Here is a 24,825-nt window from a genome sequence, read left to right as displayed (position 1 = left end):
GCAGAAGCCCTGGGGTGGTCTTCTAGATGCGTGGCCGGCGACCGGCACAACGATTATGCCCGCCCAGGAAAGCCCACAGCCCTCCCACCGGGCGCTGTCCGCCCACCCTGCGCCCGGCCGAATCGAAGGCGCGTCGCCTAGCTAAGGGTGCCAACTCACCCTGGCATGACGTCGAAGGAAACGCTGATGAGTAACGAAGGATCCGACGTGCAGATAGACAGCAACGACAATCACGAGTCGACGAACGGCCCCAAGCACGCGGCGCGCACCGGGCTGTCCCGGCGGTCCGCGCTGGTCGGCGCGGCAGCGGGTGCCGCCCTCGCCGGTGGCATCCTGACGACCACCGCCGTGGCCCGTCCCGAGGCTCCGAAGGCTCCCATCTCTTTCACGGCCGGCCGCCCGGTCGTGATCCGCAACGCCACCGTCGTCACCGGCGACCCCAAGCTGGGCACGCTTCGAAACAGCGATGTCCTCGTCGTGGGGCAGACCATTCGCGGTGTGGGGCGCAACCTGTCCGCACCCCGCGATGCCGCGGTGATCGACGGGCGCGGCGCGATCGTCATGCCCGGCATGATCGACACTCACCGGCACATGTGGCAGACGGTGCTGCGCGGGCTCGGCGCTGAGTGGACCATCGCGAACTACTTCAGCTGGATCTACCAGCAGTGGGCCCCGTTCTGGCGGCCGCAGGACCTGTACTCCAGCAACCTGCTGTCCATGGCCGAGGCGATCAACGCCGGTGTCACCACCAGCGTGGACTGGTCCCAGGATCTGAAGAACTACGAATACGCCGAGGCCGCTGCCGAGGGCCTGTTCGACTCCGGCGGCCGGGCGCGGCTGGCGTACGGGTACTCCTTCACGCTGCCGCACGAGTGGATCAACAAGGGTGACGTCGCGCGGCTGCAGCGCGAGCACTTCTCCTCCCGGAACCAGCTCGTGACCCTTCAGCTCGCCTGGGACGGCACGGGCCTGGAGCGGGCGTTCCCCGAGCGGCCCGCGTGGGAGTTCGCGCGTGAGCACGACCTGTCGGTGACGATGCACTCCGGTGTGCGGAACTGGATGGGTGACCCCCAGATCCTGAATCTGCGGGACAACGGGTTCCTGCTGCCGACGAACACGTACGTGCACTGCGGCACGATGTCGGAGGATTCCTACCGTCTGATCGCCGAGACGGGCGGCAACGTCTCCATCGCGGCTGAGAGCGAGCTCAACGCGGGCCAGGGCTACCCGCCCACCGGTAAGATCCACGCCCACAACATCCCGATCTCTCTCTCCAGCGACACCCAGGTGTGGTGGAGCGCGGACATGTTCGCCGCCATGCGTGCCACCCTCAACGCCGACCGCGGTATCGATCACGTGAGGGCGCACGCCGACGACAAGTCGGTCATCAACAACAACCTGCGCACCGAGGACGTGTTCCACTTCGCCACCCAGGGCGGCGCCGACGCGCTCGGTCTGGGCAGTCAGCTCGGCTCGGTCACTCCGGGCAAGCTGGCGGACCTGGTGCTCGTGCGGGCCGACTCGCCGTCCATGGTGCCGCTGAACAACCCGGTGGCCCAGCTCGTCTTCCACGCCCAGCGTGGTGAGGTCGACACGGTCCTCATCAACGGCCGCGTCATGAAGCACAACGGACGCCTCGTCGGCCTGGACTTCGACCGCGCCCGCCGTCTCGGCGAGGACACCGCCAACCACCTGCGCGAGCGGATCGGCGAGAAGAACTGGGCCGCAGCCCAGAACCCGCCGGCCTTCGAACTCGGCGAGTAGTCAGCAGACCGGGGGACGCGACGCCGGGATTCCCGGCACCGCAGACTCCCGATCCAGCGGAATGGCCGGCGGCATGACGATGACATGTCGCCGGCCCTTCTCGGAGACTGACCGCCTCCTGACTCGCGACTTGAAGGATTGCGGCCAACCCAGTCCCAATCCCGAAACGGTCACATCGGTTGGTCGGCCTTCGTGTGTCAGGAGGTGTCGGGTGTGCCTGCTGCCGTTCCCGGCCGCAGGCACACCCGGACGACTTTGCCTCCCGGGAGGCAGCCGTCGCACGAGGCTGGCCCTTGCTACCAAGAAGAGTGTGTGATGACTGAGCAAGCGAAGACTGAGAAGGGCCGGGTTGCGGTCCTTGGCTGCGGTGTGATGGGAGCCCCTATGGCACGCAACCTTCTGCGCGCGGGCTTCGAGGTACGGGTGTGGAACCGAACAAGGGAGAAGGCCGAAGCGCTCGCCGGCCACGGTGCCTTTGTGGCATCCACACCGGCAGAGGCCGCCTCGGGCACCGACGTCACACTCACCATGCTTGCCGACGGCGCCGCTGTGGAAGCGGCGATGACCGGTCCCGCAGGCGCCCTGACCACCCTCCCCTCAGATGCGGTGTGGGTTCAGATGAGCACTGTCGGGCTCAGCGCAACCCAGCGTCTGGCACGGCTTGCTGACGAGCACGTCGGCTTCGTGGACGCTCCCGTCTCCGGCAGTTCGGAACCCGCCGAGCGCGGAGAGCTGCTCGTCCTCGCCTCCGGCGGCCCAACCTTGCGCCCCCAGGTGCAACCGCTGTTCGACGCCATCGGGCGGCACACCCTGTGGCTGGACCGTCCCGGCGACGGCAGCCGGCTCAAACTGGTACTCAACAACTGGCTTGCCGTCCTGACCGAGGGCATGGCCGAGACCATCAGCCTCACCACAGCACTCGGACTTGACCCAGACCTCCTGCTGAAGACCATCGCGGCAACCCCGCTGGGATCCGCCTACGCACTGGCCAAGGGCCGGGCCATGGTCAACAACGACTTCACCGCCGGCTTCCCGCTGCACCACGCAAACAAGGACGCCAGGCTCGCACTCGAAGCCGCCGGCCTCGAAAGGATCGAACTCCCCCTCACCGAAGCACTGCTGAAACGGTGGGCCCAAGCAATCTCAAAAGGCCATGGCAACGACGACGTGGCCGCAGCCATCAACGCCGCCCACTGACCCTCTCTAGTCGGCGAACTATGCACAGATCGAACCCAAGAATGGCCCAGGCTCTGATCGGCCCGGCGCAACGGATTTCGCGCGGGTCGGGATTCAGGACACACTGCCCAGCACTCCAGCCCGGCCCTGCCGGCCACCAAGGACCGACAGCGAGAGCCATGATCACGGGCATCATCCCAAATGTGTTTGTCTGGGGCGCTGAAGCGTGGTTCGACCAGCATGGGCTGGACGTCTTACTGATCGTTTCAGAATGCCGCCTGGAGCCGTCGGAGGCAGATGATGCTGCATGCGAGTTCGAGGAGACCCTGGTGGAGGTCGGCACGTCGCTCGTAGCGGATGCGGAGTCGCTTGAACTGGTGCAGCCAGGCGAACGCGCGCTCGACCACCCAGCGAACCTTGCCCAGTCCGGAACCGTGGGCGACGCCGCGTCGCGCGATCAACGGCTTGATGCCGCGCTGCCGCAGCAGGCGGCGGTACTTGTCGAAGTCGTAGCCGCGGTCTGCGTACAGGCGCCGGGGCTTGTGGCGGGGGCGTCCCCGCAGACCCCGAATCGACGGGATCGCGTCGAGCATCGTGCCGGTTGCCGCTGGTGAGCGTGACAGCGAGCGGGGTTCCGTGGCGGTCGACGACCAGATGGTGCTTGGAGCCGGGACGGGCACGGTCGACGGGCGAGGGGCCGACGTGATCCCCCCTTTGAGCGCGCGGACGCGCGAGCTGTCCACGGCGCAGTCGTCCAGGTCTAGCGAGTCCGCGCGGCGTAGTTCGGTCAGCAGGGCGGAGTGAAGGCGCGGCCAGACGCCCTCGGCCGCTTCGGTCCAGTCCCGCAGCCGGCGCCAAGCCGTCACGCCGGAGCAGCCCACGACCTCGGCCGGAACGTCACGCCAGGCAACGCCGGTCCGCAGCACGTACATGATGCCGGCGAGAGCCGCCCTGTCCGGAACGCGAAGTCGCCCGGGATGGCGGTGGCGTCGTTCGGGAGAATGCGGCAGCAACATGGCCACCCGCTCCCACAGGTCGTCCGGAACAAGATCAGCGCGCACCCGGACACCCTGCAGACCAAGATCGCCGAGCGCAAGACCCACAGTTCAACGCCCAGAAACGATCAGTGAGAGCGTTGGATCAGATCTCTCGCCGGTTGGTCGGCCAGGGGATCTCCTGGAGAACGTCCTCAGGAGTCGGTACCGCGTCCGGGAAGTGCTGGCGGATCTCCCGGACTACCGAGGCATCCGCGGTGCAGAGGTCCCAACTTGTGCTGTCGAACTCCCGCAGCACCACCTTCAGCTCATTGCCTGCGTACCCCGCGAAGTCCGCGTCAACAAACTGAAGGTCCGGCGCGACCAGGGCCAGTAGCTCCAGGGTGCCGATCCCGGCACCGGAGGAAGCCTTCTCAATCTCGGCAAACCTGGTGACCAGTCGAGCGTCGTCGATCCGCACCTTCCAAGTGAGGCCGAGCCCAAAGCTCCCGAGGCGCACAAGGAGTTCCGCCAGCGTGACGTAGTACCGATCGGAGGCGCGGTGCTGCCCAGGAAGACGGTCACGCCAGGCCGCGAACGTGATCGAATGAAATGCGCCAGGGGGTCTTGCCATCGATGCGGGCTCCGTTCGCTTGCGAGGCTCAGTGCGCTCTCACAGCATGGTCTTCCTCGACCGCAGCTGCAGATCATTTTGAAACCGTCAGTTAATGGGCACGAGCGAGGCATGACAGGTTCTGGTCTGCCAGTCCGCCGACCTCGGGCCTGTGACGTTGGGCGCCGCCGTCTCAATCAGACGTCTCAGAGTTGGACTGGTAGTCGGCAGAGTCGGTGAAAGTCCAGCTCGCCAACAGATCGAGACCATCTCTTGAGTCTGAATTGGGCTCGGTGGTGTAGATGAAGAGGGTGGTGTCGGGGTCTCCGGGCAGGGCAAGGGTTTCGTATTCGACGGTCAGTTCGCCGACCAAGGGGTGGCGGAGGCGTTTGGAGCCGTGGGTCCGCTGGTGGACGCGGTGCTGTTGCCACCACCCGTCGAACTCTGGACTGTGTTCTCGTAGCTCTTCGACGAGGGCTGTGGTGGCCTGGTCGTCGGGGTTGCGGCCCATTTCGAGTCGCAGGCCCTCGACTGCGGCGCGTGCCTGGTCCTCCCAGTCCACGAACAGGGCGCGGGCGTGATCGTCGAGGAACATCCAGCGGGCGTAGTTGCGCTCCTCGGGCGGCAGTTGCTCGAAGTCGGCGAACAGTGAACGCGCCATCCGGTTCGTGGCGAGGATGTCGGTGCGGCGGCCCAGGACGAGAGCCGGTTCACCGTCGAGGGCATCGATGAGCTGGTAGAGGCCTGGTCGTACGCGCTGAACACCTCGCGTATGGCGTCGGGCCGGCGTCGCGGTTACCCCGATCAGGTCCTTGAGGTGGGCCCGTCCTGCGGCGTCGAGGTCGAGAGCGCGGCCCAGGGCCTCGACCACGGCAGACGAGGGGGTGATGGGGCGCCCCTGCTCGAGGCGGGTGTAATAGTCGGTCGACACTCCAGCCAAGCGCGCGACCTCTTCTCGGCGTAGACCGGGAACGCGCCGAACGCGCCCGTCCGGGGGGAGGCCGGCTCGTGAGGGGTCGACCTGACCGCGGGCCCTTCTCAGGAAGTCAGCGAGTTCATTGTTGTTGAGAGTCACACCTTCAGTGTCAACGATGCTGAACGCTCGTAGCTGGCCCTATGCGTACTAGCTTCCTTGATACACGGTTTCGCAGGGCATGGTATTTGCCTCCACCAGTCCCAATCACGGGGCAATCTGGATACGTGCCTAGTAGGCATTTCCTGCAGGCCACCCATTCCGCTCCGCCGACCGTATAAGGAAAACAATCATGGCTTTTCCGACTGACCGATCTGCGATCTGGTTCGTGACTGGTACCTCTCGTGGTCTGGGGCTGGACCTGGTCCGGCAGCTGCTGGAGCGTGGGGACAGTGTCGCGGCGACGACGCGTTCGTCCGAGCGGCTGCTCGGGGCGCTCGGTGAGGGTGTGGACACGTCGCGTCTTCTGCCGCTGACGGTGGATCTGCGTGATGAGGCGCAGGTGAAGCAGGCCGTGGTGAAGACCACCGAGCGGTTCGGTGGTCTGGACGTGGTGGTGAACAACGCGGGCTACGGGTTCCTGGCCGCGGTGGAGGAGACCACCGACCGTGATGTGCGTGACATGCTGGATGTGCAGGTCGCCGGGGTGTGGAACGTGCTGCGTGCCACGCTGCCGATCCTGCGTGAGCAGCGCGGCGGGCATGTGGTGAACGTGTCGTCGGTCCTGGGGCTGGTCTCCGTTCCGGGCTGGGCGCTGTACTGCGCGGGCAAGTACGCGCTGGAGGGCCTGAGCGAGGCCCTGGCCGCGGAGGTGGCGGACTTCGGGATCAACGTGACCATCGTGGAGCCCGGCTACTTCCGCACGGACTTCCTCACCCAGGACTCCCTGGCGCTGCCGGCCGCCACCACGGACCACTACCCGGGCATCCGCGAGATGGTCGACAACCACCTCAACCTCCAGGGCAGCCAGCTCGGCGACCCGGTCAAGGGTGCTGCGGCGATCATCGACCGGGTCGTGGTCGGTGAGGGCCCGCTGCGTCAGGTCCTCGGCTCGGACTCCCACGCTTACGCCACCTCCAAGGTGCAGGCCCTGCAGGCGAACCTGGACGCCACCGCGCAGTCCGCGCCCGCCACCGACTTCCCCGCCACCGCCTGACCACCCACACAACACGGAGGAACTGCTCATGAGCAAGATCCTGATCGTCATGTCGGCCGCCGATGTCTGGGTGCGTACCGATGGTTCGCGCTACCCGACGGGCTACTGGGCCGAGGAGCTGGCCGCTCCGCACGAGAAGTTCGTCGAGGCCGGCTACACGGTCGATTTCGCCTCCCCGGGAGGTGTGCTGCAGCCGCTCGACCAGCACAGCGCCGACCCGGCGATCGCCGGTGAGGACTGCGCGCACTACGTGGCGCACGCCGAGAAGGCGCTGCGGGACTTCGGTCCGCTGCTCAAGCTCGACGAGGTCGACATCGACGACTACGTCGCGATCGTCCTGCCCGGCGGCCACGGCCCGGTCGTGGACCTCTTCGAAGACTCCGACCTCGGCCGTCTCCTCATCGAGGCGGACAAGGCTGGAAAGCTCATCGGAGCCGTCTGCCACGGCCCGGCCGCGCTGCTCAGCGCCGTGGACGAGGACGGCAGGTGGATCTTCGCCGGTCGTGAGATGGCCGCGTTCACCGACGAGGAGGAGCAGCTGTTCGGGACCGCCGAAGGCGCGCCCTGGCTGCTCGCCAGCCGACTGCGGGAACTGGGCGCGGCCCACTCCGGTGGCCCGGCCTACCAGCAGTACAACGTGCAGGACGGCAACCTCTTCACCGGCCAGAACCCCGCCTCCAGCGCCCGCATGGCCGAAGACATGATCACCGCACTCGCCTAACCAATGCGCGGTCATCATGGCCCGCAGTCGCATTGATGTGCTGCCGTTCCAGGTCTCGCGCGAGCGTTACGGGCACGGCAGCCTCTGCCTCTCTTCCCTCCAACCACCCTTGGCTTGAAGGCCAGCCTGCGGGGCAGGGGCAAGAGCGAGCCAGGCGTCGAAGAGGGCGCATGTAGGCCATGGATGCTGGGGTGATGAGGAGCGGTACGCGATCGGACATGGCGGTGTCTGCGCGGACCACGTTGGCGCCCGTCGCGGGCTGGGTGCTGCGTTCTGCGGTGGCAGCGGACATCGAGGTGATCGCAGAGTTGCTGGCCACGGTCATGCGTGCGGACTTGGAACGCCTTGGGCGCTACGACGAGCATCGGGTACGGCAGCGGCTGCGGGACTCCTTCTCCCCGCAGCACACGTCGATCATCATGATCGACGGTGAACTGGCAGGTTGCGTCACGGTCCGGCCCGCCGAAGGCAGGCAGTGGCTGGAGCACTTCTACCTTGCTCCGCACTGTCAGGGCCGAGAGGTCGGATCCGCTGTGTTGTGCACGGTACTGGAGCGAACGGACGCGCAGGGCATGACCGTGGGCTTGAACGTCTTACAGGGCAGTGCTGCCCGTCGGCTCTACGAGCGCCACGGATTTGTCGTGGAAGCCCAGGACCGATCGACGTCGTGAGCACCGGTCAGCCGCCTTCGTACAGACGTACGACTGAGCGGCTGACCCCACAGGTGTGCACCAGCGTCCCGGCGTAGGCTCGGACGCGGGTACCAGACTGCACACGACGCCTTCATGATGCGCGAGCCGGGGGCGATGGCGAGCACTCCTGCGAAAGCCTGACCCGCAACGGTGTGAGGGCCCGCCTCGGTCCGCGAGGTTGTCTTCTACGGCCGTGACGTGACAGCGGCCGCACGGGTTCTTCGAGTGTGACCAAGAAGTGGGCCCGCACGGCCTTGTCCCATCCTGCCTCTGCGGTGTCTCCCGTGCACATCTCGGCGATTTGATCGAGGAGTTGGCAGACCCATGGCTGGCGCGGTGCGAGTCGGCACTGCGTGAGCGGCGAGGTGCTGCGCGGCGGCGGGGGCCGGTGCTGGCCCAAAGCACGACCTGGCCTTCGCCGACCGGGTGCTGGTCACCCTGGTCCACCTGCGCACGGGGCTCCCGCACGCCGCGCTTGCCGAGCTGTACGGCACGACCCGCCCAACGGTCTCCCGCGCCATCGGCGAGATCCGCCCGCTCCTGGCGGCGCGCGGCTTCGCTGTCCCCGACCGCCCCGGGGTGCGGCTGCGCACCTTGGCGGACGTGTTCTCCTACGCCAAAGCCGAGGGAATCCGGCTGAGGATCGACGGAGCCGATGCCCAAGTCCGCCGGCCCAAGGCCAACCATCCCGGACGACGGGCCTTCGTCTCGGGCAAGAAGTAGCAGAACACCATCAAGACCACTACCGTCAGCGACGGCCAGGGCCGCCTGCTGTGGTCCGGGGCGGACCGGCCTGGCCGCATGCACGACCAGACCGCGCTGCGCACCGAGGGCATCGCCGAGCAGTTCCAGCTCCGCCCGGAAGTGGGAGCCGAAGTCGACGAGGGCTACCGGGGTCTTGCCAACGAATTCCCTGACCAGGCCAGCGCCCCGCCGCGAAAGCCGAAGGACGACGCACCGCTCGGCGATCAGTACGCATGGCGGGAGATGCGCCGACGGCAGTCCTCGGATCGGATCTGCGCCGAGCACACCCATGCCGAACTGCGGCAGTGGCGGCCCTCCAGCGTTACACCGGCCGACGTGAGGACTATGTCGAGACTCATCGCGCGATCGCCGCACTGGTCTCGGACCGCTCCGCCCGTCGGCCAACCCGCCGCAAGCCGAGCACCGAACTGGTTCTCGCCCGACAGACGGCCTACTGATCAACCACCAGCCGAACCGCCAGGCCAGCACGCCTCGACCTCAATCGCGGACTGGGTCGTAAGCCGACTTCGCGCTCACCCGCAGGCGCCGGCCCACCTCCAACGGCTTGCCCTGCTCGAACAGCTCAGTCGCTTGCATTCGCACCAGCTCACGGTGCTGGCGCCCCGCGGCGGTCAGCCCCCATCCGCACATCTCCCACACCACGAGATACCACCCACCGACCAAACCCGGCCGAGGCTTCGAGGGCGTTCACCTTGACGAGCCGAAGTCAGAGTCTTCGCCGACGTCGTCACCGCAAAAGCGCCGCCGCAGGCGCTCTTGACCACTCGGACCTTGTCCTCGCATTTCCCTATCGGACGGCTCCGCCACCCCCGGCATAGAAGCCAGTTGGAGCACACCAACCTCTGTACTTGAGCCTGTACGTGAGCTCGTACACCGACACCGTCCAAGCGGGTGGAGGTGCGGGCCCGCAGCCGCGCACCTCGGGGGCCTCCGCACGCGATTCCTCAAGCCCACTTCATCCCGACGGCACTGAGCTCCTGCACCCGCTCAGGGGCCAGGCGTTGCTTGCGGGCCCGGCAGTTGGCGATGAACACGCCTAGCGCACGGTCCTCGCCGCCCACGCTTTCCACGTGCTGGCGAGAGACGTTCAAGTTTCCTTCCCGCTGATGATATTGGCGGGCAGCGGCAAGGTTGTCGGCCCACATCTGCGCCCGCGTCCTGCCCACGGCGCTCTGCCGGCCTGGCGCAGGTCCGGCCTCAGGCTGCTCCTGGTCCGGCGTCAGGTGCAGCACCTGCGTGAGCAGCCACTGCTGGGCGGGCAGCAAGCCGTCCCATACGGCCGCGGTGCGCTGGACGCTGGCCCACCGCCCGAGGTCCTCGCCCTGGACGACGATCTCCCCAGGCACAGTGGATAGTTCCCGGCCGCCGTTGACATGGGCGCGAGCGAGGTGGAAGCACCGCTGCCAGGCGATGTCCCAGGCCGGGCACCACGCGGGATCGATCTTCTCCAGTTCCCGCCACCGCCGAGCACTGTTGGGCTTCCCCGATGTCCGGCCCCCGTCAGGCCTGTTCTGCGCCGCTCGTTCTCGTCGCGCGGCGGCGCGCTGGTCACGCAGCCAGATCCCCACGGGATAGCCCTGCCAGGTTGCCTCGGTGGGGGCGAGGAGGTGCCCGTGTTCCCCTGCCCAGCCGCGCGCGGCGGCCAGACCCTCGGAGAAGGCCACCTCGAGATGGGACCACACCATCCCGGCCGCATCCAGCTCCTTCACCCGTTCCTCGGCCAGGGTGCCCTGGCGGTAGGCGACGCGCTGCTTGGCGATCCACACCCCCAGCGCGAAATCATCGGGAGCGGTATACCCGTAGGGGACCCGCAGGTGCCCGTGATCGCCGGCGTAAGCGATCGCGGCCCGCAGGCCCCGCCGCCAGTACTCGCCCTCGGGCCGCAGCACGCGCGCCCTGATGAACGCCGCCAACTGCACCGGATCCCGGGCCGTGGAGAACCGCAGGAGCCCCTGCGCCGCCCCGCTGACCACCCCACCCGCCGTCCCGCCCGCAGCTGAGGCAGCCTGCCGACTGGGGGACTGGGGGACGGCGAGCTGCTCGACGGCCTCGGCGTCGTGCGCCCGCAGCGCGGTCAGCACCTTCACCAGATGCGTGTACGACCGCGAGGCCAGCATCTCGTCTGGCTCCTCACCCGGCTCCAGGAACACCGGCACCACCAGCGAGGCGACCTTGCCTTCCCCGGGCTGCATCCGCAGCGCCCGGCCCACCGCCTGCACCACATCGGGCGTCGAGCCCCGCGCATCCACGAACACCACCGCATCACACGCCGCGGTATCGATTATCTAGACGTTGTGTGGGTGGCAGGGATGTTTGTTGTGGGGGTGACCTGCTGTTAAGTCATGCTTTTGACACCTGCGGTCTGGCGCGTGCGGGTGTCTGTCGGCGGCGATAACGTCGCGGGTTGCTGGGGTTTGCTGGCGATGAGAAGCCTGCTGTCGTGTCCTGGGGAAGTGATGTTGGATGGGGCTGTCGGGTGGGGCTGCGGATAAGGCGGGAAACCGGTACGAGGACTGGTGGACCGCGCTGCGGGTGGCAGATCTCCTGCGGGGGCGGGCGTCGAGGATCCGTCTGGAGCCTCCGGGCCGGACGGGCGCCGGGATTGAGTTCCTGATCGAGGAGACCGACGGCACCTGGTGCGAGCAGGTGAAGGACGTCCCGTCCAAGGGGCCGTGGAGCCTAGTAGTGCTTCGTTAGGTTGTGGGCTGTCTGTGGCTGCTCCGGGGGCGGGGCAGGGGGCGTCCGCAGGTGGTGCAGGTACCGGTCCAGCACCTCAGCAGGTCCTGGAGAACGTCGAGGACCTGGTAGAGGGTCAGGCCGGTGTGCGGACTTTTGGGTCGAGCCGCCTGAGGGTGAGGAATGCCTGAACGGCGGTGACGAGGGTGACGTGGTGGTGCCAGCCGCGCCAGGTGCGGCCTTCGGCCGGCGAGACCCACGTGCTGTTCTTCACCGAGACCGAAGCCCGCGAGTGGGCCACCAGCGGCAAGAAGGCCGCCGACGGCCCGAACCCCGCAGCCCTTCCCGCGCAGGCCAGCCCGGTGCGGATGCAGAAGCCGCCCACGTCCGACACTCAGCCCGCTGCCGTGCCCGCGGACTCGCTTGCCGACGCCTGGAGCACCACGCCGACCACGGCGGCGCCCGACCCGGCCCCGGCTCCGGCCGCCGACCCAGCGGCGACGTCGCCGGCGGCCCCGGTCGACGACGACCAGGCGGTGGGGCTACGCGACGCCGCCGAACACCACCTGCCTTACACCCTCGCCGCGCTGCGCTACGCCCGCGTGTGCCAGGGAGCGGGGGCCGCCGGTGAGAGTGCGGTCGCAGCTTCGACAACGCCCCGCCCTCAGATCCAGGGTCCGGTAGGCCGGTTGTCCTGATCCGCCCCCGAGTCAGCTTGGCCCTGGGATGATCAGGCCGTTACTGGACAGCAGCGAAAGGTGAGGGGGAGCGCGGTGTGGGACTACTCGGAACTCAGCGCGGAGGCACGCAAGCTAGGAGGCCCTGATGCCCTACGGGCGGCCTACGTCCAGCTCGGGCGGCGGCTAGGCCAGCGGCGAGCCTTCATTCTCGGTGCCCTTGCCGTCGGCGTGCCGGTGGCTGGGTGGAAGGTCTTGAAGGACTACCGCGACCGCCGCGCCGTCGCCGCTTCCCAGGCCACGGTCGTGACCTCCGAGGCCGCGCCCGCGACGGAGGAGGCCGTAGTCGCCGAGGCGGAGGCTGTACTCACGGCCGTCGACGTCGCGCCGGTGGTCGATGAGCCGGAGCCGGAGCCCGCCGCCGAGTCCTCACCCTCGGCCACCGCAGCCCAGTCCACCCCAGCGGCCGGCGGACACTTCAGCGCGTAGGGGCGCGAACGCCCCAGCGCTGACTGCCGGGAAGGGCCACGCTAGGACTCCTCGGTCCTCCCTCGCGCAGTGCACCGGCCACCCGACCGGGGCCTCCCGGTACGGGCGCAGCTTCGGCAGCAGCTCGGTGAGCGGGGGAGGACGCTAGTAGCCTCGCCTACTCCTCTTCGCCGCCCCCCTTTCTCAAGTTGTGGAAGGGGTCCGGAACGCCAGGGCGTTCGCTCCGACCACGGGATCGTCGGCACTGGCGGCTGCCCGCTGCGCGGTGGCGTAGTGGCGTTCGGCGGCGGCTGACGGTCACGTCTGGTTGGGCCGTGGACGGGGGAAGAGCGTGAATCGTTCCGGAGCGAACCCCTCCAGACCGGTGAGCGAGATGCGATCGGCGTTGTAGAGGCGGATCTCCACGTTCATAAGGGACTGGAGAAGGGCTAGATCGTAGGCAACGTCTGCGAGAGCGTTGATCCTTAGCTGCTCAAGATTCGGAAACCGGTCCGGGATCAGGTCGAGGGGGATGTCGGACCGAGACACAGAGAGCCCGAGACGATTGACGGTGGCCATGAGGGGGGCGTTTGCGAAGTCGGCGTCGGTGACCTGAAGGCTGGTCAGCTGAGGCAGCTCCGCGAGCTCGGCCCATTCCACTGCGTCCATGACATGGTTGACGACAACGTCTTCGAGCATGGCCCACTGGGTGATGCCGGTGATGGAGGCCTCTATCTGGCCGCCGAGCCAAAGCCTTGTGAGAGTTGGCGAGGCGGGCAGGGTATGCAGCGTTCTCCACGGCAGGACGGTATAGAGCAGCAGTTCACGCAGCTGTGGGAGATTGTTGAGCGCCTGGAAGGAGAAACTCTCAGGCAGGTCCAGCAGGTTCAGCTCCTGCAGGGGCAGTCCGGCGAGATGGTGTAGGCCGTCGACGGGTGTTGAGGGGCCAAGAGCCAACGAGCGCAGCGCGGCCAGAGACCGAACGAACGACAGACTGTGCAGCGAGGGCTCCTCCATGCGCCGGAGGGATAGGGATGTGGTGTGTTCCGGGGAAAGATGCTCGAGGATCTCTGACGGGGTGAGTGCCAGCTCGAACGAGATGAGTTCGATCGGTGTCAGCAGCGGGAGAGCGTCAAACTGCGCACGAGTCCCGACGGTGAGATGCAGGCGATCCCGGACAAGGCGGAGGATGTCGCGGGCGTAATCGGCTGCCTCAAAGTTGGTCCAGCCCAGCATCAGTTCGTGGCGCGGCACCGAGGGGGCGACAGTCGGGACGAAATGTTGCAGGTACGCATAAGCTTGGTCGCCGCCCATGGCTGCGGCAGTGCGGAACACGGCAATGATCTCGTCTTCGGGCAGTCCGTCGGCGGTGGGTGGCAGTAGGTCCAGAATGCCGGGACCCAGCGCGGACAGGGTGTTTGCTTCCTGGATAGTGCGGGGCGGCATCAGGGCTGCGGCGCGCGCCGTGACCTTATGGCGCGTGTCAGGGGCGACTTCGGTGGCGTAGTGCATGCTGGCGGCCGCCAGGAGGTGCAGCCTGGGCCGGTGCTCGTTCTCAGCATCACCGCGTTCAATGAGGCGGCGTAGCAGATCTGCGCTTTCAACAGGCCTGGCGTGGGCGACGGCCATGCGTATGACGTCCTCCCACTGGTCGTCATGGGCATTGTTGACCAGCAGCGGAAAGTCGTGGGCCTCGATGGCGGCTTTTGCCCCGAGATAGTCCTGGAAGGTGCGGTGGACGAAGTCGATGGTGTCCATGGTGGGCTTGCGCAGCAGCCCGCTGCGGCCGACCAGATGCGTCAGGACCTGGTCGGCTGTGCCCTGCTCGGCCACAGTCGGCATAGCTGGCAGAGCGTCGTCGACCAGGGCTGTCGCGGTAGTCCGTTCCATCTCGGTCTGGCGGTTGCGGATTAGCCAGTAGGCCAGGCGCTGCAGCAACTGGACGCTCTGGTGTTCGGTGAGCTGAATGCCTTCCGGGACATCGATACTGCGTTCAAGGTCACGGCGCACTAGAAGCATCGACAGTGCTGCCTCATACAACTCCATGCGGCTGTGGGGCAGGTGACCGCGGCGGTCCCGGTGCAGCGCGCAGATCAACGCGCACATCAGGGGTGTGCTGGACAACTGCGCCAGGTCACGCTGAGCACGCACTGTCACCTGGAGCGCTGCTTCGAGATCATGCAGCTGTGACCGTTCGGCGTCGATTGCTGCACTGTGCCGGGCGGCGGTATGCCACCGGCCGACGAAGAGTCCAATGTCAGCGGCACTCATAGGTTGTACTGACAGTTCGGTGAAGCGCGACGAAGCCAGCCAGCCTTCGGGTACAGCGGACGGACGCGTGGTGACCACGAAGCGTGCGTCCCCGTAGGCCGCCAAGAGCCGCTCGAGCCAGTCCCGGGTGGCGCCTCGGTGCTCTTGAGGAACCTCGTCGATTCCGTCGACCAGGACGAGTGCTTCCCCCCTGGCGAGTACGGCATCGGCCCAGCCTTCAGGTTGTGAGGCGGCCAGGGGGGTGCCGACCGCAGAGAGGAAATCCTGCGGCTCTGGAAGGGGCCCACGCCTCACCAGCGTCCGCAGCGGCAGGGTGAACGGAATCTGCCCCCTCCAGTCCGCCAGTTCTGCCGGCAGCTCATCGCGCGCCGTAGCGACAGCCAGCCACTGCAGCAGCGTTGTCTTTCCGCTGCCGGCGAGCCCTCGCAGAAGCACGCGTCGGCAGTCGGCCAACGCGTGTTCGGCACGCTTCACCACGACGGATGGCCGGTTCGATTCCTCACTGCCTGCAGGCCAATCTTCCGCCCGCTCCGCCAGTTCCAAGCTCAAGTACGCCGCGTCCAGCGGCCAGCGCGCACGTTCCGGCCGGCTCAGGTCCAGCCCTACGACGGTCAGCTGGGAATGCCGTTCCGTCACGTAGCTGAGGTACCGCTCCTCGAACGAGGGCTGCACTTTGGGCCCCACCGGCCTGCGGGTGACTCTCCTTGGAGAGCCCTGGTACACCTGCGGTACTCGGGCAGCGGCTTCGCGAAGGGCCAGCAATGGCTCCACACCCGTGCCCATCGCCTTCGCCAGGGCCATCAGCGTGGCCTCGGAGGGCACCACTTGGCCGTTCAGCGCCTGGCTAATCGTTGTCCGCCCTAGCCCGGTCCGCTGCTGCAGCCCACCCATCTGCAGACCCCGCTGCGCCCTGAGGGTGCGTAGCCGTAGCGCGAGTTCCGCCAGCGGATCCTCGTACACGTCCCCCATGTCCTGCTTCTCCGTCTCCCAGGCGACCGTCTTCGTTCATCTTTGTTCGCCCTGAACCCCGGTGAACACCAGAACCGCGAAATTCGCCGATGTCCCCGTCGTCGTTTGTCCTGGGAAGAAGGCATGAACACCTCATCCATTCACCTGATCCTGCTGGCCCTGCTTCTGGCCGTCGTCGGTCTCTTCTGCACGCTCGTAGGAGCAGCGGCCGGTCTGCTCGCTCGCATCGACGGAGCCACCTATGCCACCGCTCTGCTGCGCGGTGCCGTGGCCTTTGCGGGCAGTGCCACCCTGTCCCTGGCGCTGCTGACCTTCGTCCTCGCGGTGCTGTGAACCAAGGATGCTTTGTCCTACTACCTGCAGGCGAGAGCACGGCGCCCGCCCGTGGCGGGCGCTGTTACTGCTCGGCGCTGGGGCCCGGCCAGTGTCAGGGCGTCGACTACAGGACAGGGATTATCCATAGGTGCGCGGGCCTGTGGGGTGTGTTCGGTGTGGTTGCCACCTGGTCGTGTGGCAGCTGTCTGGAACGGACACCGCCCCTCGGTGGGGTCTGGTCTGTTTGGTGGGTGGAGCAGACCTATGCAGCTGAGCGTTCGATGTCTCCGTCGTCTGGTGTGGAGCGGTGGGTGGTGGCCGATACACGGACCTATGACCTGCATGCCGAGGCGTGTGCGTTTTTGGCGGGGTTGCGTAGTAAGGGCCGCTCGCCGAACACGGAACGGGTCTATGCGGGCCGTCTCGCTCTCTATCTGAACTACTGCACCCAGCGCCGTATCGAGTGGTCGCGTCCGAGTTTCATGGCGCTGTCCGGGCTGCAGCAGTGGCTGGTCACCACGCCGCTGCCGGCCCGCAGCCGCCGCTGTCCGACCACGGCTGCGCCCCGCTACCGTTCGCAGGGTACGGCGAACGCGGTGATGACGGCGGTCACGGACTTCCTGCGCTTCGGCGCTCTCCACGGCTGGGTTCCCGCGCAGACGGCCGGCTTGCTGTCGGAGCCGAAGTTCCTGCGGTTCTTGCCGGCCGGTTACGACGCTGGCGAGCGCGGCCAGTGGCGCCAGGTCCAGGTGTCGGCTTTTCGTTTCCAGGTCAGCGAGCCCGGCTACGAGGACCTCTCCCCGCAGCAGATCCGCCGCATGATCGCGGATACGCCCCGGGCACGGGACCGTTTCCTCATCGCGCTGCTCGCCGCGACCGGCCTGCGGATCGGAGAGGCCCTGGGCCTGCGCCAGGAGGATCTGCACTTCCTGGCCTCGTCACGCTCCCTGGGATGCCCCGTGGAAGGTCCGCACCTTCATGTGCGGCGCCGCACCGACAACCCGAACCGGGCCCTGGCCAAGTCCAGACACTCCCGCTGCCTCCCCGTCACCCCTGACATCGTCGCCTTCTACACCGACTACCAGCATGAACGGAATCCGGTGGCCGAGGCGGCCGAGACAGGCATGGTGTTCGTGAACCTCTTCCGGCCCCCGCTGGGGCGGGCCATGACCTACCCGAACGCCAAGAACGTCTTCGACCGTCTGGCCCGCCGCGCCGGGCACCCGGCTCGCCCGCACATGCTGCGCCACTCCGCGGCCACCCACTGGCTACGTGAGGGAGTAGACCGGGACGTGGTGCAAAAGCTGCTGGGTCACGCCTCGCCGCTGTCCATGGACCGCTACCGCCACGTCGATGAGTCCGAAACCCGGGCGGCTGTCGACCGGGCCCAGGCATGGAGGGAGGACCAGTGAGCACGGCTGGTGCGCCTGCCGTCGCACGTTCCGCACCGACGAAGGCCACGAAGTCGTGGGAGACGTGGCTGCGTGCCCACATCGATCCCGCGTGGCGGCCGGGGGAGTGGGACAGCGCCAGATGGCTGTTCACCGGAGACCTCGACAATCCGCGCACCTCGTCCTCCCGGTGCCGCACCCGCCGCTGCGACGTGATCGTGCGCGCTCAGGAGACGTTCTGTACCTACTGCTCGGACCAGCGCAGAAAGAGCGGTCTGCCGCGGGAAGAGTTCGCCGCCACTTTCATCCCTGCTCGTTCCAGATCCCTGCCGTTGACAGTCGTCGGGCCGTGCACGCTCACCCGGGACGGCGTACGGTGCGTACGCCCTCAGGTATCGGGAGGCCTGTGCGCCGCCCACCACGGATCATGGAAGTACCACACGTCCAGAGGCACGCTCGAGCGGTGGCTTCGCAGCAGGGCCACACCGTTCACCGAAAACCCGGACTGCATGGTGACCCACTGCTCCGGCTGGGCGATGAACTCCAGTGGGCTGTGCAACTACCACTGGCGCGCCTGGAGAGCGGAATGCCGCTCCAGCACCACCCCCATGCCTGCCGCCCAATGGGCACCGCACCAGCCCCTGTATCTGCTGGCGCACCAGTTCCACCTCGCCCCATTGCCCCAGCTGCTGCGCTGGGAAGCGCTCTACGCCGTGCAGCAGATGGACCAGTGGGTACGTGCCCTGGAACCTCACTGGATCCGCGGCGTGATCAGCCACCTCACCACGGCCGACACCCTGCTGGACGCCACCAACACGGCCCGGCTCACCAAGCCGCACCAGGCTGCCGTCCGTACACTGGAGAACCTGCAGTCCGCCGCCCGCGCCGGATACAGCGAGTTCTCCGGGATCACCCTCATCGACCAGGACATCATCGATCTGCGCGTCCTCGGGCTGCGCCACAGCGCCTCCGGCAAGCGCCGACAGCTTCCCGGCCGCGTCGATCTCCGCACAGTCCGCCAGCCCTGGCTGCGCCAGGCGCTGCGTCATTGGGTGACCACCGCCCGACCCACCACGGAAGACTTCAAGCGCACGTTCCACGCGACGACCATCGCCTCTACGGCTCTCGCCCAGCGCGCCGACGCCGGCGATGTGCCTGCCGCCCTGACGTTCGCCGATGCCACCTTGGTCGTCGACGCTTTCCGAGCCGCACGCAAACAAGACGGCACCTCCTACTCCTCCTCCTTCCGACGCAGCCTGCTGGGAATGTTCTTCCAGCTCATCGCATACGGACGCCGCTGCGGCACCCTCGACGACCTGGCCGGCACCTTCACCCGCGTGCCCGTCGAGCACGTCATCTCCGTGGAGGAGCCCAATGAGGACTTCATCGGCAAGGCCATCCCCGAATCCGTCATCCGGCAACTGGACGCCCACCTCGACACCCTGGGCACCGGAAACACCTACGGCTGCCGCGACATCGCCCCAGACGCCCGGCAGCTGCTGTACCGCACGATGTACATCGTCCTGCGCGACACCGGGCGCCGCCCCCTCGAGATCGTCTCCCTGACCCGTGACTGCCTGGAAACCCACAACGGCCAGCCCACCCTGATCTGGGACAACCACAAGAGAAAACGCCACCGCCGACGTCTGCCGATCACAACCTCCACCGCCGACGCCATCCGAACCTGGCAAGCCTGCCGCGACCAGCTGCACCTCCCCGCCAAGGGAGACCGATACCTCTTTCCCTCCCTCACCCCCCTGAGCGACGCCCCCCACATCTCCAGCACCTACCTCAGCGACGCCCTCAGGCTCTGGGCAGACGCCCTGCCCCAGCTCCACGCCGAAGGCACCGACTCCAAAGGACAACGCCTGCTCTTCGACCGGTCCCTGGTCTACCCCTACGCCTTCCGCCACTCCTACGCCCAGCGCCACGCAGACGCCGGCACCCCCGTCGACGTGCTACGCGAGCTGATGGACCACAAATCCATCGCCATGACCCAGCGCTACTACACCGTCTCCCTCAAACGGAAGAGCGAAGCCGTAGCCAAACTCAGCACACACGTCCTCGACCAGCACGGCCACCCCAGCCCCAGCTCGAGCACCGCCTACGAGATGCGCACCGTCGCCGTCCCCTACGGCGGCTGCACCGAGCCGTCAAACGTCAAAGCCGGCGGCCAGGCCTGCCTCATCCGCTTCCAATGCGCCGGCTGCGGCTTCTACCGCCCCGACCCCTCCTACCTGCCAGCCATCGAGCACCACATCAACGAACTGCGAGCAGACCGCGAAACCGCACTCGCCATGGGCGCAGCCGAGTTCGTCACCACCGCCCTCACGGCACAAATCACCGCCTACCAGCGCGTCATCGGCCGCATGAACACACACCTGGCGTCCCTCCCCGCCTCCGAACGCGCCCAGATCGAAGAAGCCAGCACCGTGCTGCGCAAAGCACGAGCAGGCCACAACCACACCCTCCTGCCCCTCACTCCTGCCCGACCGAAAGACCCGCGATGAATCCCCGCGGCAACCCCGCCCCCCTCGCCGAAGCCAGACGCCGTCACAGCCTCGACAAACGAGCCCGTGTCCTCACCGTTCTTGCCACACTCGAGAAACAGGGAAAGCCGCTCACCTTCGCCGCAGTCGCCCGCGCCGCCCGCGTCTCCACCTGGCTCACCTATGCCCCCGGCGTACGCGAGCACATCGAAGCGGCCCAACTACGCCAAGCCCACAGCACCCCACCATCTGCCACGGGAAGCCCGCCCTCCCCGCTTAGCCTGCGCACCGAACTCGAAATCGCCCGGCAAGAAATCAAAGACCTCCGCGACGAACGTGACCGGCTCCAGGCAGCCCTGCGCCACCAACTCGGTCAGCAGCTCGATGTCATCCACGCCTCCGACGCAGCGACCAGAGCGGACGAACTGACCGCTCTGAATCAGGACCTCACTCGCCAGCTACAGGAGGCTTCCTCAGAGAACGCCGCGTCCCGCGCACGCATCACCGCCCTCGAAGAAGACCTGATTGCTGCCCGGACCAGCCTGCGCCGGATGATCCGCACCGAGAACACGGCTCGCTGAACGGCATCCACGGCGGTTATGCCCACTCCATGCCGAGCTCCCGGAGGGCATTGAGCTGTTCCTGGGCGAGTTTGTCGCGGCGGGTTTTCGTGTTGGAGACCCATACGCCGAGCTTGACGACCACTGGCTCAGTCTCGCCGTCGATTGAGATCTCCTCGGCGTGCCCCCTCGGCACAGGCCGTTGGCCTTCCCGTTCGACCCACTGTGCGAGGGCCGCGAGGCCGCGTTGGAATGCCTGCTGTGCCTTGCCCTGGCCCTTCGTCGACCGCGCAGCCGCCGGGGCGGGAGAGGGTGCTTCAGCGGGCTGTACGCCCAGTTTGGTCAGTCGCTCCTGCTGTCCGCCGGAGAGCTGCGCCCAGGCACTCGCCTCTCTTTGCCGCGTGATCCATCGTCCGATGTCGTCGCCGTCGAACGTGACGCCGGGTGCGATGTGGGGCAGGCGGCCGTGGGGTTCGTCGGCGGCGAGGTCGGTGAGTACGCGGTGGTGGCGTTGCCAGTCGAGGGGCCAGGGGCAGTTCCAGTCGGGGTCGATCGCGGCCAGTTGCTGCGCGCGCTGTTCCGCTCGCTCGGGGTCTTTGCCGAGGCCGTCTTTGCGGCGGAGGTTAGCGAGGAGTTGTCCGATGGCCAGCTGTTCGCTGTCGCCTTCGCCCCAGGTGGCGTCTTGGCGGGGTGCGAGGTGTCCGGTGGTCCGGTGGTAGGCGCGGAGTGCGGCGAGTTTGGTTTCCCAGGCTTCGTCGCCGGGTTCCCAGACCATCCCGGCCTCGTCGAGGAGGTCTTTGCGGTGGGGGTCGAGTTCACCGGCCCGTAGTGATTTCCGCTGCTGATGCACCCATCGGCCAAGCGGAAACGCCTTCGTCGTCCCGACCTCGGTCTCGACGTCATAGGGAACGGCGTACAAGCCCGTGATCTCGTTCTCGGCTCGCCAGCGGAGCAGGGCCTGATATCCCTCCAGCCAGATGAGGGATTGGGGGCGGATGACGCGGCAGCGGGTGAGGGCGGCGATGTCGGCGGCGTCGCGGGGGGAGGCGAAGTTGACCACGATCGAGGTGACCCGGTCGACCTCCTGCTGCGCCTCGCTGGTCTCCTCGGGCATGTCCTCGTTCTCCGGGCCGGCCGCAGGGGCGGGTCGGACGTGGGTGCGGCGGCGTTCGGCGCCGCGGGTGAGGGCGCGGGAGGCGAGCTGGTCGACCATGCGTTCCGAGTGGGAGCGTAGGGCTTGGAGGATGTCGACGAGGGGCTGGTAGCTGGCCGAGGCGACCATGTCCTTCGGGTCTTCCCCGGGCTGGAGGAAGACGGGGATGATGATCCGGGCGGTTTTGGTTGTGCCGTCGGGGTTGGGTCGCAGGGCGCGTCCGATGTTCTGGACGACGTCGACCTGGGAGCTGCGCGAGCCGACGATGCACACGGCCTCGACTCCGCGTAGTCCGGTGATGTCGACCCCGACCCCGAGGGCGCGTACGGAGGAGAGGAACGCCCGGTGTACGCGCCGGTTCTGGGCGTTGATGCCGTTGGCGAACCGGTGGATCACCTTCCGCCGGTGCGCGATGGGATGGTCGCCGCACAGCCAGTCCGCCCATACCCGGTCCGGAGGCATGTGACGGCTCTCCTCCAGCTCGTACAGCTCTGCGTCGATCGATGACGCGGGCAGTTCCTCGGCACCGGCCAGGGCCGCCGCGGAGGCTTCGGCGGTGTACAGCTCGGCGGCGGTGCGCGGTATCTGTTCGGCGAACGCTGCGGCTTCTTCGACCCGCTGGTGGAACACCATGGTGGTGTGCAGGTTCTGCTGCGCCGCGTGCTCCAGCAGCGCGGCCTGGAGCAGGGCCATGCGCCGGCCACGCAGGGCGTCCTCGGACAGGCCCAAGATCGGGTCAGGGTCGCGGATCTCCAGCACGTCGATCTCGAACCCCGCGAGGATTGAGCGTTCCACAGCCTCCGCCAGACCGAGATCGAAAATCCGGGTGCCGTAGGTGCTGGAGTCGTCCTCCATGGAAGCGATCACCACCTCCCGCCCGTCCCGGCCCCGCTGCGGCTTAGGCGCGGCCAGGATCCGCGGGGTCGCGGTCAGGTAGAGCCGGAAGTCGACAGGGATCCGGCTGTTGTCGTGGATCGCCGCCCACGGCCGGCCCATGTCCCCCGCGGTCATGTGCCCCTCGTCCAGAATGGCCAGGTCAAACGGAGCCATCCGCTGCCCGTACAGCCGCTCCCCGCCCGCCAGAGCCGATTCCAACGGCCCAGGGACAGTCCGGCGACCAGTGACGTCGGCGGGGTCCTCGCGGTCCACGAGGGAGGCGTACGTGGCGAACACGACCACCGGACCGGTCCCGGCCCACAGGGCGAGCTGGATCGGGTTGGTGGTGGTGCGCACTCCGAGCTGCTCCAGGACCTCGTCCTTGTCCACCGAGCAGACCGCGACCATCGGCGCCCGGTGCCCGACCCGCCGCCAGGACTGGGCACTCTGCACGATCAGGTCAAGCGTGGGCACCATGACGAGGATCCGCCCCTGCGGGAAGTACTCCAGAGCGCACGCAGCGGTGGTGATCGTCTTACCGGACCCGGTCGCGGACACCCCCATGGCACGAGCCCCCTCCGGAGGCACAAAGGATCTTGCAGGAAATCCGACCCAGTTACGAAAAGCCGCCTTTTGGTCAGCCTGGTGTTCTCGGAGCTGAATCACACCGATTTCCTTTTCCTCTTCCCGCCCCGCACCAGCAGGCTTCGCCATCGGCCCGTTCTTGCATGCGGCAGGCTCCCCGAGGGGGACGGCAGGGGGTAGCGATCCCTGCCCCCGTGGGCCGGCAGTTCGTCCTCGAAGTCACACGCCGCTACAGCCTTCCACCCTCCACGCCACAGCGTCTCGAGCACGTCCGTGACCGCGGCCACCACCGCACCGGACTCCACTCCCGCGGGCGCTTCGCATTCCAGCACGGTCGACCACTCGAGGAACTCGGAAGGATGCGCCTTCCTGCCCGTGGAGTAGTCATTGCAGACGCCGCTCACCCGCAGCGCCCCCACCATCAGGCCGCGGCCCTCCTCTTCGGGGCCGAGACGCTCCTTCAGCCAGGCGATGACCGTCGAGCTGTCCGTGACATCCACATAGATCGAGCAGTCCTCGTACGAGACCCCGGCGTTCTCCGTCACCGACACCCACCCCTCTCCAGCCCGCCCTCAGCACACTGCGGACGGGCCGCCCTACCGCTCAGACCTAGTTCCTTGATTCAGTCGCTCTTCACCAGCCGTGCTCCCCAGGCCCTATGACGTCGTGTCCGATCTGACGGGCGAGGTGCTGCGCCCGTTCGTCCTCCCCGGGCCGGACGTGGACGTACATGGTGTGGCTCGGGGTCGGCTCGTGGTTGGCGTCGGTCCCGAAGCACGCTTGTACTCCGGTCCGCGCATGCTCCGGACCGAGGCCGAGTTCGGGCACAGCCGGCCAACTGAGTGCCATCCACGCGATCTGTCCCCACCCTGCCTGACGCAGCACCTCCGGCGCTCTGTCCAGCAGATCACCCTCCACCGGCTCCTCGACCGAGAGCATCATCGGCAGCAGATGAGCCAGCACCGCGGCGTCATCCGGAAGGTCGACCCCACGGAAGTGCTCGCCGCCTCCCGAGAACCAGCCCTGCGGGAACACCTCGCGGGCCCTCACGACGTCCTCGACCCGAAGCAACTCGGCATCCAGGTCGACACTCGCCCCCTCCCACAGCTCCCCACACCCGACCAGAGACACGGCCACGGTGATTACCGCCGCCACATCCCCGTCCTCGCTCCGGTAGACCGGATATGCCCTCGCATTACCCACAGGGATCCCCTGCCTTCCACACAGGGCACCCAAAGGGGTATCCCTATCTTCTGCAAACTGTACATGCTGCATCACTTCGAAACAGCTCCCGCAAACCCAGACCGGCACCACCCTCCAGTCAGCCAGGCCCGCGACAGCGGGCCCAGGCGGTCCTGGAGGCGCAGCCGGAAGGACCGTTGAGGCGGGGGAGCGCAGCGGACCCGCCGGCTTGGGCCAGAGCGAAGCGAAGACCCAAGCGTAGAACGAAGTCCTATCGCTTCGGAAGCGCAGCGGACGAAGCGTCACTTCCCCTGCGAAGCAGGGGAAGTGAGCGGGCCGCGCAGCGGCCCGCCAGCGCTCCCGCGGGCGGAGCGCAACA

General features: G+C 67.6%; 19 protein-coding genes and 2 pseudogenes. 12 read left to right on the top strand and 9 right to left on the bottom strand.

Translation table 11 applies throughout. The features are described 5' to 3' along the window. Positions 1 to 186 precede the first annotated feature (186 nt). Positions 187 to 1,764 carry an amidohydrolase family protein gene (locus OG766_RS00105; RefSeq protein WP_328724191.1) on the top strand — a complete coding sequence of 526 codons (1,578 nt, stop codon included), beginning with the start codon at positions 187 to 189 and terminating at the stop codon, positions 1,762 to 1,764. Between the two features lie 315 nt (positions 1,765 to 2,079). Continuing rightward, positions 2,080 to 2,961 (top strand): NAD(P)-dependent oxidoreductase, encoded by an 882-nt coding sequence (locus OG766_RS00100; protein ID WP_328724190.1) that lies wholly within the window; start codon positions 2,080 to 2,082, stop codon positions 2,959 to 2,961. Positions 2,962 to 3,206: 245 nt separating this feature from the next. On the opposite strand, the gene OG766_RS00095 is transcribed toward OG766_RS00100, so the two are convergent. The 3 genes from OG766_RS00095 to OG766_RS00085 all read right to left on the bottom strand — a co-directional run bounded on the left by OG766_RS00095 (position 3,207) and on the right by OG766_RS00085 (position 5,602). After that, entirely contained in the window at positions 3,207 to 4,001 is a 795-nt protein-coding gene (locus OG766_RS00095) for an IS5 family transposase (RefSeq protein WP_328724189.1), read from the bottom strand. 79 nt (positions 4,002 to 4,080) lie between these two features. Next, a complete protein-coding gene (locus OG766_RS00090) occupies positions 4,081 to 4,548 on the bottom strand; it encodes a hypothetical protein (RefSeq protein ID WP_328724188.1) in 468 nt (155 codons plus the stop codon). A gap of 172 nt (positions 4,549 to 4,720) precedes the next feature. Next, positions 4,721 to 5,602 carry a helix-turn-helix transcriptional regulator gene (locus OG766_RS00085; RefSeq protein ID WP_328724187.1) on the bottom strand — a complete coding sequence of 294 codons (882 nt, stop codon included), beginning with the start codon at positions 5,600 to 5,602 and terminating at the stop codon, positions 4,721 to 4,723. 226 nt (positions 5,603 to 5,828) lie between these two features. Here OG766_RS00085 and OG766_RS00080 point away from each other — a divergent pair, with 226 nt between their 5' ends. From OG766_RS00080 to OG766_RS36625, 4 genes and pseudogenes are all read left to right on the top strand, one after another. Continuing rightward, positions 5,829 to 6,656, top strand: coding sequence for an SDR family oxidoreductase (locus tag OG766_RS00080; protein ID WP_328724186.1), 828 nt, complete (start codon positions 5,829 to 5,831; stop codon positions 6,654 to 6,656). A gap of 28 nt (positions 6,657 to 6,684) precedes the next feature. Further along, a complete protein-coding gene (locus OG766_RS00075; protein ID WP_328724185.1) occupies positions 6,685 to 7,377 on the top strand; it encodes a type 1 glutamine amidotransferase domain-containing protein in 693 nt (230 codons plus the stop codon). Positions 7,378 to 7,595: 218 nt separating this feature from the next. Beyond that, positions 7,596 to 8,048, top strand: coding sequence for a GNAT family N-acetyltransferase (locus OG766_RS00070; RefSeq protein WP_328724184.1), 453 nt, complete (start codon positions 7,596 to 7,598; stop codon positions 8,046 to 8,048). A 248-nt stretch (positions 8,049 to 8,296) separates the two neighbouring features. Continuing rightward, a pseudogene (locus OG766_RS36625) lies at positions 8,297 to 9,271 on the top strand (transposase family protein). 58 nt (positions 9,272 to 9,329) lie between these two features. Here the strand turns inward: OG766_RS36625 and OG766_RS36620 are convergent. Together OG766_RS36620 and OG766_RS00055 are read right to left on the bottom strand one after the other, a co-directional pair. Then, positions 9,330 to 9,464 (bottom strand): annotated as a pseudogene (locus OG766_RS36620) (IS630 family transposase); the annotation flags it as partial. A gap of 314 nt (positions 9,465 to 9,778) precedes the next feature. After that, positions 9,779 to 11,089 (bottom strand): helicase associated domain-containing protein, encoded by a 1,311-nt coding sequence (locus OG766_RS00055; RefSeq protein WP_328724182.1) that lies wholly within the window; start codon positions 11,087 to 11,089, stop codon positions 9,779 to 9,781. A 618-nt stretch (positions 11,090 to 11,707) separates the two neighbouring features. Here OG766_RS00055 and OG766_RS00050 point away from each other — a divergent pair. Together OG766_RS00050 and OG766_RS00045 are read left to right on the top strand one after the other, a co-directional pair. Continuing rightward, a complete protein-coding gene (locus tag OG766_RS00050) occupies positions 11,708 to 12,208 on the top strand; it encodes a hypothetical protein (protein WP_328727584.1) in 501 nt (166 codons plus the stop codon). Positions 12,209 to 12,442: 234 nt separating this feature from the next. After that, positions 12,443 to 12,676, top strand: coding sequence for a hypothetical protein (locus tag OG766_RS00045; protein ID WP_328724181.1), 234 nt, complete (start codon positions 12,443 to 12,445; stop codon positions 12,674 to 12,676). A 297-nt stretch (positions 12,677 to 12,973) separates the two neighbouring features. On the opposite strand, the gene OG766_RS00040 is transcribed toward OG766_RS00045, so the two are convergent. Continuing rightward, positions 12,974 to 15,895: an NACHT domain-containing protein gene (locus tag OG766_RS00040; protein ID WP_328724180.1), complete on the bottom strand. Its 2,922-nt coding sequence runs from the start codon at positions 15,893 to 15,895 to the stop codon at positions 12,974 to 12,976. 123 nt (positions 15,896 to 16,018) lie between these two features. Between OG766_RS00040 and OG766_RS00035 the strand changes: the two genes are divergently transcribed. From OG766_RS00035 to OG766_RS00020, 4 genes are all read left to right on the top strand, one after another. Continuing rightward, entirely contained in the window at positions 16,019 to 16,228 is a 210-nt protein-coding gene (locus OG766_RS00035; RefSeq protein ID WP_164494633.1) for a hypothetical protein, read from the top strand. A gap of 233 nt (positions 16,229 to 16,461) precedes the next feature. Further along, complete coding sequence (locus OG766_RS00030) at positions 16,462 to 17,622, top strand: tyrosine-type recombinase/integrase (protein ID WP_328724179.1); 1,161 nt, start codon at positions 16,462 to 16,464, stop codon at positions 17,620 to 17,622. A gap of 488 nt (positions 17,623 to 18,110) precedes the next feature. Then, positions 18,111 to 20,111, top strand: a complete 2,001-nt coding sequence (locus OG766_RS00025) for a tyrosine-type recombinase/integrase (protein WP_328724178.1) — start codon at positions 18,111 to 18,113, stop codon at positions 20,109 to 20,111. Then, positions 20,108 to 20,671 carry a hypothetical protein gene (locus tag OG766_RS00020; protein WP_328724177.1) on the top strand — a complete coding sequence of 188 codons (564 nt, stop codon included), beginning with the start codon at positions 20,108 to 20,110 and terminating at the stop codon, positions 20,669 to 20,671. Before OG766_RS00025 ends, OG766_RS00020 begins: the two co-directional genes overlap by 4 nt. 16 nt (positions 20,672 to 20,687) lie before the next feature. Here OG766_RS00020 and OG766_RS00015 read toward each other — a convergent pair whose 3' ends face one another. The 3 genes from OG766_RS00015 to OG766_RS00005 form a co-directional block, all read right to left on the bottom strand. Further along, positions 20,688 to 23,393 (bottom strand): DEAD/DEAH box helicase, encoded by a 2,706-nt coding sequence (locus OG766_RS00015; RefSeq protein ID WP_328724176.1) that lies wholly within the window; start codon positions 23,391 to 23,393, stop codon positions 20,688 to 20,690. After that, a complete protein-coding gene (locus tag OG766_RS00010) occupies positions 23,342 to 23,809 on the bottom strand; it encodes a hypothetical protein (protein WP_328724175.1) in 468 nt (155 codons plus the stop codon). Before OG766_RS00010 ends, OG766_RS00015 begins: the two co-directional genes overlap by 52 nt. Positions 23,810 to 23,897: 88 nt before the next feature. Next, on the bottom strand, positions 23,898 to 24,419 hold the full coding sequence (locus OG766_RS00005; protein ID WP_328724174.1) for a hypothetical protein: 522 nt from the start codon (positions 24,417 to 24,419) through the stop codon (positions 23,898 to 23,900). Positions 24,420 to 24,825 lie beyond the last annotated feature (406 nt).

The organism is Streptomyces sp. NBC_00259, assembly GCF_036181745.1.
Lineage (GTDB): Bacteria > Actinomycetota > Actinomycetes > Streptomycetales > Streptomycetaceae > Streptomyces > Streptomyces pratisoli.
Note: the sequence above shows the minus strand (reverse complement) of the source record. Positions and strands in the feature narration are given on the sequence as shown.

What these genes read in the sequence shown, in the direction of transcription:
- OG766_RS00075 (WP_328724185.1), top strand. Translation starts at nt 6,685, where the DNA reads ATGAGCAAGATCCTGATCGTCATGTCGGCCGCCGATGTCTGGGTGCGT.
- OG766_RS00025 (WP_328724178.1), top strand. Translation starts at nt 18,111, where the DNA reads ATGGTGACCCACTGCTCCGGCTGGGCGATGAACTCCAGTGGGCTGTGC.
- OG766_RS00020 (WP_328724177.1), top strand. Translation starts at nt 20,108, where the DNA reads ATGAATCCCCGCGGCAACCCCGCCCCCCTCGCCGAAGCCAGACGCCGT.
- OG766_RS00100 (WP_328724190.1), top strand. Translation starts at nt 2,080, where the DNA reads ATGACTGAGCAAGCGAAGACTGAGAAGGGCCGGGTTGCGGTCCTTGGC.
- OG766_RS00035 (WP_164494633.1), top strand. Translation starts at nt 16,019, where the DNA reads ATGAACACCTCATCCATTCACCTGATCCTGCTGGCCCTGCTTCTGGCC.
- OG766_RS00105 (WP_328724191.1), top strand. Translation starts at nt 187, where the DNA reads ATGAGTAACGAAGGATCCGACGTGCAGATAGACAGCAACGACAATCAC.
- OG766_RS00070 (WP_328724184.1), top strand. Translation starts at nt 7,596, where the DNA reads ATGGCGGTGTCTGCGCGGACCACGTTGGCGCCCGTCGCGGGCTGGGTG.
- OG766_RS00090 (WP_328724188.1), bottom strand. Translation starts at nt 4,548, where the DNA reads ATGGCAAGACCCCCTGGCGCATTTCATTCGATCACGTTCGCGGCCTGG.
- OG766_RS00040 (WP_328724180.1), bottom strand. Translation starts at nt 15,895, where the DNA reads ATGGGGGACGTGTACGAGGATCCGCTGGCGGAACTCGCGCTACGGCTA.
- OG766_RS00015 (WP_328724176.1), bottom strand. Translation starts at nt 23,393, where the DNA reads ATGGCGAAGCCTGCTGGTGCGGGGCGGGAAGAGGAAAAGGAAATCGGT.